Below are 14004 nucleotides of genomic sequence, written 5' to 3' on the forward strand. Positions count from 1 at the left end.
TTGTCTCAATTTTTTTTATTAGTGACAAATTAACCAACAGACTTGACTTGATTAGTAGAAAAACATATGATTTTAATCAACATTTAAAGTTTAATGACGCATTCAATGGATTGTGATTGCACATGGATTAAAGGGGGATGACAGGATTGGTAGCCAATATTTTAGTTGCACATGGTATGAGAAAAGGTGACCAAAATCAAGCGTTAGAAGCATTTTTAGAGTCGCTCTTAAGAGATGAAACCTATCAATATGAACTCGCATTTATAGAGAGTGAAGAGAAAAGTATTGAGAATACAATAGGGCGTTTAATTCAAGCGGGAGAAACACATTTTAAAGTGGTGCCGTTATTAATTTTTTCAGCCATGCACTATATTGTAGATGTGCCGAATATACTTGCGCACATTAAACAAACACACCCACAAATACATTACGAGATTAGTGAACCACTTGGCACACACGATTTAATGGTCGATTTAGTTGAAAGACGAATTCATGACGTTAATGTGGATGCTTCGGTAAATCATGCCATTGTTCTTATTGCGCATGGTAGTTTTTCATATACGCAAGCGCATGATGAGTTGAAATCCTTTGGTAAGAAGCTAAAGCAAGACGTACCTGTCTTTTGTCGAACATTATATGGTGATATTACCTTCAGAAATGATTTAGACCAATTAGCTGAGCAATATGAAACATTAATTGTTGTACCTATGTTTCTATATGATGGACGCCTTGTTAATAAAGTGAAACGCCTGATTTCGGAAATGGATATTCAAGGTACACTGCATATTACGCCATCTATCAACTTTGATAACATTTTAAAATTAATTATTAGTGATCGTTTAGAACAATTAGATAATAAATAAACTCAGATTATAAGGAGTAGGACGCCATTTGTATTGAATGCATTGTCCTATTCCTATTATTTTATGTGCAAATAGCGTATTAGGGAATTCCCCGATTTTACTAATATTTGTGAATTTAATCACATTTTTGAGAAGATTTGTTATAGAATAACAGTGAAGAAACAAATGTATAAATTCAAACATTTAATAATAACAAATATTGCAAATGGAAAATAAGTAAATTTTAAGTGATAAAAGGGGCATATTTTATGACTAAACAAAAATTAGTAATGATTGGAAACGGCATGGCAGGTTTAAGAACGATCGAAGAAATTCTTGAACGTTCTGATTCACAATTTGATATCACGATTATTGGTAAAGAACCTTACCCGAATTATAACAGAATTATGTTATCAAATATATTACAAAAGAAAATGACTGTTGAAGAAACAATCATGAATCCATATGAATGGTATGAAGAAAATAACATCGAGTTAATCGTTAATGACCCAGTGGAAACAGTTGATCGTTCCGCTCAAACGGTAACAACTTCAAAAGGTATTGAAGTTAAATACGATATCTGTATTTTTGCAACTGGTTCAAGTGCATTTGTATTACCTATACCTGGTTCAGATTTACCAAGTGTAATTGGTTGGAGAACAATCGAAGATACTGAACGTATGATTGACATCGCTAAAACGAAAAAAAGAGCAGTCGTCATTGGTGGTGGATTGTTAGGACTTGAATGTGCAAGAGGTCTTATGGACCAAGGCATGGAGGTTACTGTACTACACTTAGCAGAATGGCTAATGGAAATGCAGCTAGATCGTAAAGCTGGTGGTATGCTTAAAGCAGATTTAAAACGTCAAGGTATGAATATCGAATTACAAGCAAACTCTAAAGAAATTATCGGTAAAGATGATGTTGAAGCGATTAAATTGGCAGATGGAAGAGTGATTGAAACAGATTTAGTCGTTATGGCAGTAGGTATTCGTCCCTTCACGCAAGTAGCACGTGATGCGGGACTAGAAGTGAATAGAGGTATCGTCGTTAATGATTATTTACAAACATCAGATCCTAATATTTACGCTGTCGGTGAGTGTTCAGAACATAATGGCAAAGTATATGGTTTAGTTGCACCACTTTATGAACAAGGTAAAGTGTTAGCCGACTATTTAACTGGCAAAGAAACAGAAGGTTATAAAGGGTCTACAACATTCACTTCATTAAAAGTATCTGGCTGTGATTTATACAGCGCAGGACAAATTGTTGAAAATGATAATGTCCATGGGATTGAAATTTTCAATAGTGTAGATAACATTTATAAAAAAGTGTACTTAAGTGAAGGTCAAGTTGTCGGAGCAGTGTTGTACGGTGATACGGATGATGGTTCAAGATTTTATAACATGATGAAAAAACATGAATCTTTAGAAGACTATACATTGGTTTCATTATTATACAAAGGTGGCGAAGAAGCGGTAACATCAATCGCTGACATGCCAGACGATGAAACGATTTGTGGTTGTAATGGTGTCGATAAAGGTACGATTGTGAATGCAATTACTACGAAAGGTTTAACATCTGTTGACGAAGTTACAAAAGCAACTAAAGCAGGTAACTCTTGTGGTAAATGTAAAGGTCAAATCGGCGAGTTATTACAATGCACATTAGGTGATGACTTTGTAGCAGCAAAACCAACTGGTATTTGTGCATGTACAGACTTAACACGCGACCAAATTGTAACGCAAATCAGAGCTAAAGGGCTTAAAACTTCTAAAGAAGTGCGTCATGTTCTCGATTTTAAAGATAAAAATGGTTGCCCTAAATGTCGACCAGCAATTAACTACTATTTAAATATGGTATATCCACATGATCACCAGGATGAAAAAGAATCACGATTCGCAAATGAACGTTACCATGCTAATATTCAAAACGATGGTACATTCTCTGTTATTCCACAAATGCGTGGTGGCGTAACAGATGCTGATCAATTGATTCGATTAGGCGAAGTTGCTAAAAAATACAACGTACCTTTAGTTAAAGTAACAGGTTCACAACGTGTTGGTTTATACGGATTGAAAAAAGAAGAATTACCTCAAGTTTGGAAAGATTTAGGTATGCGTTCAGCATCAGCCTATGGTAAGAAAACACGTTCTGTTAAAAGTTGTGTCGGTAAAGAATTCTGTCGATTTGGTACACAATATACTACACGCTTAGGTATTCGTTTAGAAAAAACATTTGAATACATCGACACACCACATAAATTTAAAATGGGTGTATCTGGTTGCCCACGTAGTTGTGTTGAATCTGGTGTTAAAGATTTCGGTGTTATCTCAGTAGAAAATGGATATCAAATTTATATTGGCGGTAACGGAGGTACAGACGTTACTGTAGGTAAATTATTAACTACTGTTGAAACTGAAGATGATGTGATCCAATTATGTGGTGCATTAATGCAATATTATCGTGAAACAGGTATTTACGCAGAAAGAACTGCACCTTGGTTAAATCGTTTAGGCTTTGAAAACGTCAAAGAAGTGTTATTAGATCCTGAACGTCAAAAAGAATTATTCGATAGAATTATGGATGCTAAAAAAGCGATTGATGGACATGGCGAACCTTGGGAAGCAATCGTTGAAGATAAAGAAGCTCAAAAAATCTTTGAAGTTGAGAGGGTGTAAACGATGAAATCTATGGAAAAAGTTAAAGTAACGACATTAGAAGAATTAACACCATTAATTGGTAAAAAAGTAATTGTTGATGGTAAAGAAATTGGCATTTTCTTAACTGAAAGTGGAGACATTCATGCAATTAATAATATTTGTCCTCATAAACAAGGGCCTTTATCAGAAGGAACAGTGAGTGGTGACTATGTTTATTGCCCATTACATGATCAAAAAGTTGATTTAAGAAGTGGAGAAGTCCAAGAACCAGATACGGGATGTGTTGAAACATATCAAGTGGAAGTCATTGATGGAGACGTTTATGTATGTCTATAAATGAGAAAACAAAGGTATATTTGATTGGTGCGGGTCCTGGTAACCCCAACCTTTTAACTAAAAAAGCAGAGCGATGCATTAAGAAAGCAGACGTTATTCTGTATGATCGTTTAGTTAATCCGCTTATCCTACAATATGCACCAGCTGACGCTGAAATCATTGATGTCGGTAAAAAACCTTATGCGAAACATATACAGCAAGATGAAATCAATTTGAAAATCGTTGAGGCTGCAAAACAATATCAAACGGTGATACGTCTTAAAGGTGGCGATCCAGCGATATTTGGTCGTGTTACTGAAGAAGTGAATACTTTAAAAGACTATGACATTGAATACGAAATTGTTCCTGGTGTCACTTCGGCAAGTGCAGCTGTTGCAACAATGGATTTAGGTTTGACATTACGATCAGTAGCACCAAGTGTTACGTTCTCGACAGGCCATTTCAAAGATTCAATCAATCAAGAAACGGATATTCGTAATCTCATTAATGGTGGTACGTTAGCTATCTATATGGGAATTAAGCGATTAGGTCATATTATCAAACAAATTACTGCGTATACAACTGAAGATTATTCGATTGCAATTGTCTTTAATGCAACGTGTTATAACCAACGTGTAATTATTGGTAAATTAAGTACAATTGAACATCAATTACAACAACATGAACTTGAAGGTGAACCAGGTATCTGTATATTAGGCGCGATTGTTGATCATATCGATAAAGCACACGTTGTGTCACAAGAACATGAACGCAATGTTGATGATACATTATATGTGATAAAAGGTTCTAAAGAAGGTGCTTTATTAAAAGCAGAAGAAATGTCAGAAACAGGTTATCGCTGTTTAATAGACGTTGATGAAAGTTACCATCCAACACAACAACACTTACATCAACAAATTATCAATGACAATAAAATTAAATATATTAATTGTTAAGTCATCCTTGCAGGCGTGGTACTACAAATTCTTAGAGAGTTAAGTACCACTGCCTGCTTTTTTTATTTTTTAGGGATTCCCCCATTCAAATTAGGACATTCCCTAATACCTATCATATGTGAAAAATTGTACAATCATTATAAATTCAAAAGTAAAACGGCAAATCGGAATAAGTTAATACCTTTAACGGTAGGAGGATTCATATAGATGGGAAAATTTGGATTAAACTTTTTCAAACCAACTGAAAAATTTAATGGAAACTGGTCAGTTCTTGAGAGCAAAAGTAGAGAATGGGAAAAAATGTACCGTGAAAGATGGAGTCACGATAAAGTAGTTCGAACAACACATGGTGTTAACTGTACAGGATCATGTTCATGGAAAGTATTCGTAAAAAATGGTGTGATCACATGGGAGAACCAACAAATTGATTATCCAAGTTGTGGTCCTGATATGCCAGAATTTGAACCGCGTGGTTGTCCTCGTGGTGCATCATTTTCTTGGTATGAATATAGTCCACTTCGTGTGAAATATCCATACATTAGAGGAAAATTATTAGATTTATGGACGACTGCATTAGAAGAAAATAATGGTAACCGCATTGCTGCTTGGGCTTCAATCGTTGAAGATGAAGAGAAAGCGAAAATGTATAAACAAGCACGTGGTAAAGGTGGCCATGTTCGTGCTAACTGGAAAGATGTAACAGACATCATCGCTGCACAAATTTTGTATACCATTAAAAAGGATGGTCCAGACCGAATTGCTGGATTCACCCCTATTCCAGCGATGTCAATGATTAGTTACGCAGCAGGTGCGAGATTTATTAATTTACTTGGTGGAGAAATGCTAAGCTTCTATGATTGGTATGCCGATCTACCACCTGCGTCACCTCAAATTTGGGGTGAACAAACAGACGTACCTGAATCAAGTGACTGGTACAATGCTGCTTATATTATTATGTGGGGCTCAAATGTACCACTTACACGTACACCGGATGCACACTTTATGACAGAAGTAAGATACAAAGGAACTAAAGTGGTTTCTGTAGCACCAGACTACGCAGAAAATGTTAAATTTGCAGATAACTGGTTAGCACCTAATCCAGGTACAGATGCAGCGGTAGCACAAGCGATGACACACGTTATCTTACAAGAATATTATCAAGATAATCCGAGTGATATGTTCATTAACTATTCTAAACAATATTCAGATATGCCTTTCGTCATTATGTTAGATGAAGACGACAATGGTTATAAAGCAGGGCGATTTTTACGTGCAAGTGATTTAGGTATGGGTAGTGAAAATAGCGAATGGAAACCGGTCATTCACGATATCAATAGTCGTCAATTTGTAGTACCTAATGGCACAATGGGTCAACGCTGGGAAGAAGGCAAGAAGTGGAACTTAAAATTAGAAAATGAAGATGGTTCTAAGATTGATCCAGCAATGTCTATGGCGGAAGACACATATGAAATCAAAACGATTCAATTCCCTTACTTTGATAGTCAAGGTGATGGCATCTTTGAAAGACCGATTGCAGCTAGAAAAGTCACATTAGCTAACGGCAAAGAAGTGTATGTTGCGACGGTATATGACTTGATGACAAGTCAATATGGTATTAAACGATTTAACCATGAATTAGAAGCAACATCTTATGATGATGCAGAATCAAAATATACACCAGCATGGCAGCAACGTGTAACAGGTATTAAACCAGAATTAGTGACACAAGTAGCAAGAGAGTTTGCGCAAAATGCTATTGATACAGAAGGGCGCTCAATGATTATCATGGGTGCGGGTATTAACCACTGGTTCAACTCAGATACGATTTATCGCGCGATTTTAAATCTAGTTCTATTATGTGGCTGTCAAGGTGTGAACGGTGGTGGCTGGGCACACTACGTTGGACAAGAAAAATGTCGACCAATTGAGGGATGGAATACTGTAGCCTTTGCTAAAGACTGGCAAGGACCACCACGTTTACAAAATGGTACAAGTTGGTTCTATTTTGCAACGGACCAATGGAAATACGAAGAATCTAATGTTGATAAATTGAAATCACCACTCGCAAATAATATTAAACATCAACATCCAGCTGATTATAATGTTACGGCAGCGAGATTAGGTTGGTTACCATCTTACCCTCAATTTAATAAAAATAGTCTATTATTCGGGGAAGAAGCCAAAGATGAGGGTGATGATTCAAATGAAGCTATTTTAAATAAAGCGATAGAATCTGTGAAAAATAAAGAAACGCAATTTGCGATCGAAGATCCAGATTTAAGAAAGAACCATCCAAAAACATTATTTGTTTGGCGTTCAAATTTAATTTCAAGTTCTGCTAAAGGACAAGAATACTTTATGAAACATTTATTAGGTACACGTTCAGGATTAATGGCTGAACCTAATGAAGAAGATAAACCAGAAGAAATTAAATGGCGTGAAGATACAGAAGGTAAATTAGATTTACTAGTATCGTTGGATTTCAGAATGACTGCGACACCATTGTACTCAGATATCGTCTTACCAGCAGCAACATGGTATGAAAAACATGACTTATCATCAACTGACATGCATCCATTCATTCATCCATTTAATCCAGCTATTGATCCATTATGGGAATCACGTTCAGACTGGGATATTTATAAAACATTAAGTAAAGCTGTTTCTGAAATGGCAAAAGATTATTTACCAGGTACATTTAAAGACGTTGTAACGACACCACTTGGCCATGACTCTAAACAAGAGTTGGGTTCTGAATACGGTATCGTCAAAGATTGGTCTAAAGGTGAAGTTGAAGCTGTTCCAGGTAAAACAATGCCAAACTTCGCAGTTGTAGAAAGAGATTACACTAAAATTTACGATAAATATGTGACTTTAGGTCCACTACTTGAAAAAGCAAAAGTTGGCGCACACGGCGTAAGCTTTAGTGTTAAAGACGAATATGAAGAACTTAAAAGTATGGTAGGTACTTGGAATGATGAAGATGCTGAATCAGTTAGAACGAATCGTCCACGTATCGATACAGCTAGAAAAGTAGCAGATGCCATCTTGAATATATCTTCAGCGACAAATGGTAAATTATCACAAAAATCATATGAAGATTTAGAAAATCAAACAGGTATGGAATTGAAAGATATTTCAAAAGAACGCGCATCAGAAAAGATTTCATTCTTAAATATTACGTCACAACCACGTGAAGTAATACCAACAGCTGTGTTCCCTGGTTCAAATAAAAATGGACGTAGATATTCACCATTTACAACCAATATTGAACGTCTTGTACCATTTAGAACACTCACAGGTAGACAAAGTTATTATATCGATCACGAAGTGTTCCAACAATTTGGTGAAAGCTTACCAGTATACAAACCAACGTTACCACCAATGGTATTCGGTACGAGAGATAAGCAAGTTAAAGGTGGACAAGATGCATTAGTATTACGTTATTTAACACCTCATGGTAAATGGAATATTCACTCAACATATCAAGATAATGAACGTATGTTGACATTATTTAGAGGTGGCCCAGTCGTTTGGTTATCTAATGAAGATGCTGAAGAACATGGCATTAACGATAATGATTGGTTAGAAGTATACAACAGAAACGGTGTTGTAACTGCAAGAGCTGTCACATCACACCGTATGCCAAGAGGCACAATGTTCATGTACCACGCACAAGATAAACATATTGAAACACCAGGGTCAGAAATTACAGATACACGTGGTGGTTCACACAACGCACCAACAAGAATTCACTTAAAACCTACCCAACTTGTAGGTGGATATGCACAAATTAGCTATCACTTTAACTATTATGGACCAATTGGAAATCAACGTGACGTATACGTAGCAGTGAGAAAAATGAAGGAGGTAAATTGGCTTGAAGATTAAAGCGCAAATTGCAATGGTGTTAAATTTAGATAAATGCATAGGTTGCCACACTTGCAGCGTAACATGTAAGAACACTTGGACGAACCGTCCAGGTGCGGAATACATGTGGTTCAACAACGTAGAAACAAAACCAGGTGTCGGATATCCGAAACGATGGGAAGACCAAGAACATTATAAAGGTGGTTGGGTCTTAAATAAAAAAGGAAAATTAGAACTTAAATCTGGTAGTCGTTGGACAAAAATGGCGTTAGGTAAAATCTTTTACAACCCAGATATGCCACTGATTAAAGACTATTATGAACCATGGACATATAACTATGAACATTTAACAACTGCTAAAGAAGGTAAACATTCACCAGTGGCTAAAGCACACTCATTAATTTCTGGCGAAAAACTTAATCTCGAGTGGGGACCTAACTGGGAAGATGACTTAGCTGGCGCACATATTACTGGTCCAGAAGATCCAAATATCCAAAAAATCGAAGAAGATATTAAATTCCAATTTGATGAAACGTTCATGATGTATTTACCTCGTCTATGTGAACACTGCTTAAACCCTAGTTGCGTTGCGTCATGTCCTTCAGGTGCCATGTATAAACGTGATGAAGACGGTATCGTTTTAGTTGACCAAGATGCATGTCGTGGTTGGCGCTATTGTATGACAGGCTGTCCTTATAAAAAAGTTTACTTCAACTGGAAAACAAATAAAGCAGAAAAATGTACATTCTGTTTCCCAAGAATTGAAGCGGGATTACCAACTGTTTGTTCTGAAACATGTACAGGTAGAATGAGATATTTAGGTGTCTTATTATATGATGCTGATAGAGTTCATGAAGCAGCTTCAGCTGAAAATGAACAAGATTTATATGAAAAACAATTAGACATTTTCTTAAATCCATTCGATGAAGCTGTGATTGAACAAGCTGAAAAAGATGGTATTAGCTATGAATGGATTGAAGCAGCGCAAAACTCACCAGTCTATAAATTAGCAATCGAATATAAATTAGCATTTCCTTTACACCCAGAATTTAGAACAATGCCTATGGTTTGGTATTGCCCACCATTGAGCCCAATCATGAGCTATTTCGAAGGTAAAAATGCTGGTCAAAATCCAGATATGATTTTCCCAGCAATTGAAGAAATGCGTTTACCAATCGAATACTTAGCAAATCTATTTACCGCTGGTGATGTTCAACCTGTTAAGGAATCGCTACAAAAGATGGCAATGATGAGAAGCTACATGCGTTCACAAGTTACAGGTAAAGAATTTGATACATCGAAATTAGAAAGACTTGGATTATCTGAAATTCAAACTAAAGATATGTATCGATTATTAGGTTTAGCGAAATATGAAGACCGCTTTGTTGTACCAACATCTCATAAAGAAACTTATTTAGATACGTATCATGCACAAGGTAGTCAAGGTTACGGTGGCGAGTACTTTGGTGATAATTGTGAGGGCTGTGGTGTTCCAGTAGGTTCAGGAAAAACAGGACAAGAAATTTATAATGAGAATTTCTATGGAGGTATTTTCCGTGATTAATTTACAACAATTTCATTATTATCAAGAAAGCTTTGGATATATTGCACAGCAACTTAATTTTCCTGAGAAACTTACGTTCCATCCAAAAACATTTGAAGAAACGATTGAGCCATCACATCCTGGTTACGATGATTTAGTAAAATATAGAGAAATTATGCATCAATTCACACTATCAGAAATTAAAGCGATTTATACAGATACATTTGATTTCAATAAAAAATCACCACTCTATATGACTTATAACAAATTTGATACGCAAAAAGAGCGTGGCCAAATGTTAGCCAAACTTAAAGTGTTATATGAAATGTTTGGTTTGAAAATGGTAGATAATGAGTTATCTGATTATCTACCGTTGATGTTGCAATTCTTGCATGTAGCAACATGGCAAAACGATCCACGTGCTGAAGGAAATATTGAATTGGTTATTATGATTATTGAAGATGGTACGTATGAAATGGCCAATCAATTAGCGCAAGACAACAATCCTTATGCATACGTGATACGTGCGTTAAGAAATACATTGAAAGCTTGCTTAGAAATTCCAAATGAGGTGACATCTCATGCTTAATCAATTTTTATGGATTATCTTTCCTTATTTGTGTGTAGCTATCTTTATTGTTGGCCACATTGCACGTTATAAATATGATCAGTTCTCATGGACTGCGAAATCTAGTGAATTCCTAGAAAAGAAACAATTAAAATGGGGTAGCTTATTATTCCATTTAGGCATCATTCCAGTATTTTTTGGTCACGTCGTAGGACTTGCGATACCAGCCAAATGGATTGATGGCCTAGGCGTTAGTGAAGAAATGTATCATTTTGGTGCTGTATACATTGGTAGTATCTTTGGTATAATGACGTTTATTGGTATGTTACTCTTAACAGCACGACGTATTACAATTAAAAATGTTAGAAAGCTAAGTTCAGCATCTGATATTTTTGTCAATTTTTTATTAATATTAATTATTTTCATGGGTTGTTATTCAACATTAGTTACGAATGCGGTGGTAAGTGACTTTGATTATCGTCAAACGATATCTATCTGGTTTAGACACTTATTTACTTTCTCACCTGATGCAAGCTTAATGACAGATGTGCCTTTATCATTTAAAATTCACATCTTACTAGGATTTACAATTTTAGCTTGCTGGCCATTCACACGTTTAGTACATGTATGGAGTGTGCCACTATCGTATACTAATCGCAGATATATTGTTTATCGTAAACATAAAACACGTTCATGAGTATGAGAGGAGATTCAAATGTGATTACGACCACTCCAGTTTTTAAGAAACAGGATTTCCAACAACAATTGAATGATCTAAGGGTTAACGAAGGCTACGATTTTGCAGGTGTAGCATTATATGAACACCATAATAGCTCAGCGCCTATTAAATGGCATTATGTTTCAGGCAATACGAATCAACGTTATAAAATGATTATCTTACGTAAAGGCCGTGGCTTAGCGGGTATGGTTATGAAGACTGGTAAACGAATGATTATTGACGACGTTGCTTCAATCTTATCACCTGAAGATAAGATTAAATATCCTATTTTAATTGCTGAAGACTTGACAGCAATGGTTGCGATTCCATTATGTTACAATAATCAAGTATATGGCGTCTTACTCTTAGGTCAAAGAGATGGTAAGGCGTTACCCGATTATGAAACGTTGGATATTCATGGTAAGCTATGGACATTTTCAGAAGAAATGTAGGTGATCCTAATGTTGGATGTTTATAATCTCGATTTAGAGAACTTACTAAAAAAATATTATGAAAAAACGAACGAAAAAATCGTCTTTGTGAATAAAGATGGTAAAGTTATTGCGATGAATGATGCTGCTGAAGAAATCATTTCAAAGGACAATAACTATAGTGCTATGACAAATGCAATATGTAATCGTTGTGAAGGTTACTCTAATGAATTTGCATTACAAAGTTGTATTAATTGTTATTTAGATACAACAAAGCCGAATGATATGAACTTCCAAGTGTTCATGAAGACTGTGGATAATAAGATTCAACCTTTTACAGCGTCTTATCAATGTATTGATGAAGAGGCTCAAATCTATGCCTTTACATTACAAGACATATCACCACAAATTCAGCGTCAAGAAAAAATGTATCAACGTCAAATGTTACGTAAAACGATTGCCGCACAGGAGAACGAAAGAAAACGTATTTCTAGAGAACTACATGACAGTGTTGTTCAAGAAATGTTAAATGTAGATGTTGAGTTGAGATTGTTAAAATATCAACAAGATATGTCACAACTGATTGAGAAATCTGAGCACATTGAAGTTTTAATGTCTAATTTAATTAATGACATTCGAAACATGTCAGTTGAACTAAGACCTTCATCACTCGATGATTTAGGATTGGAAGCGGCTTTTAAATCGTATTTCAAGCAATTAGAACAAAATTATGGATTTAACGTTGTGTATCAATCAAATATTCAAAATCAACGTTTCGATAGTGAAATTGAAACCGTCGTTTATCGAGTGGTTCAAGAGGCAATATTTAATGCATTGAAATATGCTGGCGTTTATGAAGTAGATGTGTCTGTCCAACAAACGCCAGAGGGTCTTATCGCAGAAGTGATTGATAGAGGTAATGGTTTTGATCCTAATTTGAAACCACAAGGAACAGGGTTAGGATTATATGGTATGAACGAAAGAGCAGAACTTGTCAAAGGATCAGTGAACATTGAAACGCACATTGGCAAGGGGACAATTATAACGTTAGAAGTACCAGTTTAAAGTAAGTTAGGGGAATATAAAGTGAAGATTGTAATCGCAGACGATCATGCAGTCGTTAGAACAGGATTTTCAATGATATTAAACTTTCAAGAAGATATGGAAGTTGTTGCAACCGCTGCTGATGGGGGAGAGGCTTATCAGAAAGTGATGGAACATAAACCAGATGTCTTAATTATGGATTTAAGTATGCCACCTGGCGAATCTGGTTTAATAGCGACAAGTAAGATATCAGAAAGCTTTCCAGAAACTAAAATCTTAATATTAACGATGTATGATGATGAAGAATATCTGTTCCACGTTCTTCGTAATGGCGCTAAAGGCTATATTTTAAAAAATGCACCTGACGAACAGTTATTGTTAGCAGTTCGCACAGTTTATAAAGGTGAAACCTATGTAGATATGAAGTTGACGACATCGTTAGTTAATGAATTTGTGAATCATAAGCATTCAGATGACGTATCTACGAATGATCCTTTTAAAATTTTATCTAAAAGAGAACTAGAAATCTTACCGCTCATTGCTAAGGGGTATGGCAATAAAGATATTGCCGAAAAGTTGTTTGTGTCGGTTAAAACGGTCGAGGCACATAAGACACATATTATGACGAAACTGGATTTAAAATCTAAGCCCGAGTTAGTTGAATATGCATTGAAAAAGAAATTGTTGGATTTTTAATTACATTTACATCTCTAAAAACGAATGTGTTATAGGTAAAAACATCATTTAAGCTACATGGTAAATGCGCAGTAGCTGACTGAATTGAGAAGGTTCTTAAATTAAGTCGTTCTCAAATCTAATCATCCTTGAGAGGCTAGGAAGACGAATTCGAGAAGAATTGGCTCTTCGTCAAATCGGACTGATGAGTCCTAATATTGAGATTAAGCAACCTTAGGTTGTTTAATCTCTTTTTTTGTTGTTGAGGCAAATAGTCGCGAAGTTATAATAATTCGATTACGTAAAATATCATAATTTCTATAAACAAAAGATACCCTTTTAATGAGTTAGATTTTATTATTAATTACTTCTAACGGAC

The 14004-nt window shown here is 35.6% G+C and carries 11 protein-coding genes and 1 pseudogene; 11 read left to right on the forward strand and 1 reads right to left on the reverse strand.

What is annotated here, in order from left to right; translation table 11 throughout:
- The first annotated feature begins 146 nt into the window (after window positions 1-146).
- The 11 genes from KA828_RS07060 to nreC all read left to right on the forward strand — a co-directional run bounded on the left by KA828_RS07060 (window position 147) and on the right by nreC (window position 13646).
- Entirely contained in the window at window positions 147-863 is a 717-nt protein-coding gene (locus tag KA828_RS07060) for a sirohydrochlorin chelatase (protein ID WP_210125901.1), read from the forward strand.
- 248 nt (window positions 864-1111) lie between these two features.
- On the forward strand, window positions 1112-3523 hold the full coding sequence (nirB, locus tag KA828_RS07065; RefSeq protein ID WP_210125903.1) for a nitrite reductase large subunit NirB: 2412 nt from the start codon (window positions 1112-1114) through the stop codon (window positions 3521-3523).
- 3 nt (window positions 3524-3526) lie between these two features.
- Window positions 3527-3841, forward strand: coding sequence for a nitrite reductase small subunit NirD (gene nirD, locus KA828_RS07070; RefSeq protein ID WP_011274977.1), 315 nt, complete (start codon window positions 3527-3529; stop codon window positions 3839-3841).
- Entirely contained in the window at window positions 3832-4776 is a 945-nt protein-coding gene (gene cobA / locus KA828_RS07075) for a uroporphyrinogen-III C-methyltransferase (protein ID WP_210125905.1), read from the forward strand. The genes nirD and cobA overlap by 10 nt, the downstream gene beginning before the upstream one ends.
- A 207-nt stretch (window positions 4777-4983) precedes the next feature.
- Window positions 4984-8667 carry a nitrate reductase subunit alpha gene (locus KA828_RS07080; protein WP_210125907.1) on the forward strand — a complete coding sequence of 1228 codons (3684 nt, stop codon included), beginning with the start codon at window positions 4984-4986 and terminating at the stop codon, window positions 8665-8667.
- Window positions 8657-10210, forward strand: coding sequence for a nitrate reductase subunit beta (gene narH / locus KA828_RS07085; RefSeq protein ID WP_053028700.1), 1554 nt, complete (start codon window positions 8657-8659; stop codon window positions 10208-10210). The genes KA828_RS07080 and narH overlap by 11 nt, the downstream gene beginning before the upstream one ends.
- On the forward strand, window positions 10203-10778 hold the full coding sequence (gene narJ / locus KA828_RS07090; RefSeq protein WP_053028699.1) for a nitrate reductase molybdenum cofactor assembly chaperone: 576 nt from the start codon (window positions 10203-10205) through the stop codon (window positions 10776-10778). The genes narH and narJ overlap by 8 nt, the downstream gene beginning before the upstream one ends.
- A complete protein-coding gene (narI, locus tag KA828_RS07095; RefSeq protein WP_070854659.1) occupies window positions 10771-11454 on the forward strand; it encodes a respiratory nitrate reductase subunit gamma in 684 nt (227 codons plus the stop codon). The genes narJ and narI overlap by 8 nt, the downstream gene beginning before the upstream one ends.
- A 23-nt stretch (window positions 11455-11477) precedes the next feature.
- A complete protein-coding gene (nreA, locus tag KA828_RS07100; RefSeq protein WP_210125911.1) occupies window positions 11478-11927 on the forward strand; it encodes a nitrate respiration regulation accessory nitrate sensor NreA in 450 nt (149 codons plus the stop codon).
- 9 nt (window positions 11928-11936) lie between these two features.
- On the forward strand, window positions 11937-12971 hold the full coding sequence (gene nreB / locus KA828_RS07105; protein ID WP_053028697.1) for a nitrate respiration regulation sensor histidine kinase NreB: 1035 nt from the start codon (window positions 11937-11939) through the stop codon (window positions 12969-12971).
- A 21-nt stretch (window positions 12972-12992) separates the two neighbouring features.
- On the forward strand, window positions 12993-13646 hold the full coding sequence (gene nreC, locus KA828_RS07110; protein ID WP_011274985.1) for a nitrate respiration regulation response regulator NreC: 654 nt from the start codon (window positions 12993-12995) through the stop codon (window positions 13644-13646).
- Window positions 13647-13849: 203 nt separating this feature from the next.
- Here nreC and KA828_RS07115 read toward each other — a convergent pair.
- Window positions 13850-14004, reverse strand: a pseudogene (locus KA828_RS07115) (ISL3 family transposase); the annotation flags it as partial.

The organism is Staphylococcus sp. GDY8P85P, assembly GCF_017892405.1.
Taxonomy (GTDB): domain Bacteria; phylum Bacillota; class Bacilli; order Staphylococcales; family Staphylococcaceae; genus Staphylococcus; species Staphylococcus borealis.

Excerpts from the sequence above, each read along its gene's own strand:
- narI (WP_070854659.1), top strand. The coding sequence starts at position 10,771 with ATGCTTAATCAATTTTTATGGATTATCTTTCCTTATTTGTGTGTAGCT.
- KA828_RS07080 (WP_210125907.1), top strand. The coding sequence starts at position 4,984 with ATGGGAAAATTTGGATTAAACTTTTTCAAACCAACTGAAAAATTTAAT.
- nirD (WP_011274977.1), top strand. The coding sequence starts at position 3,527 with ATGAAATCTATGGAAAAAGTTAAAGTAACGACATTAGAAGAATTAACA.
- nreB (WP_053028697.1), top strand. The coding sequence starts at position 11,937 with ATGTTGGATGTTTATAATCTCGATTTAGAGAACTTACTAAAAAAATAT.
- cobA (WP_210125905.1), top strand. The coding sequence starts at position 3,832 with ATGTCTATAAATGAGAAAACAAAGGTATATTTGATTGGTGCGGGTCCT.
- nirB (WP_210125903.1), top strand. The coding sequence starts at position 1,112 with ATGACTAAACAAAAATTAGTAATGATTGGAAACGGCATGGCAGGTTTA.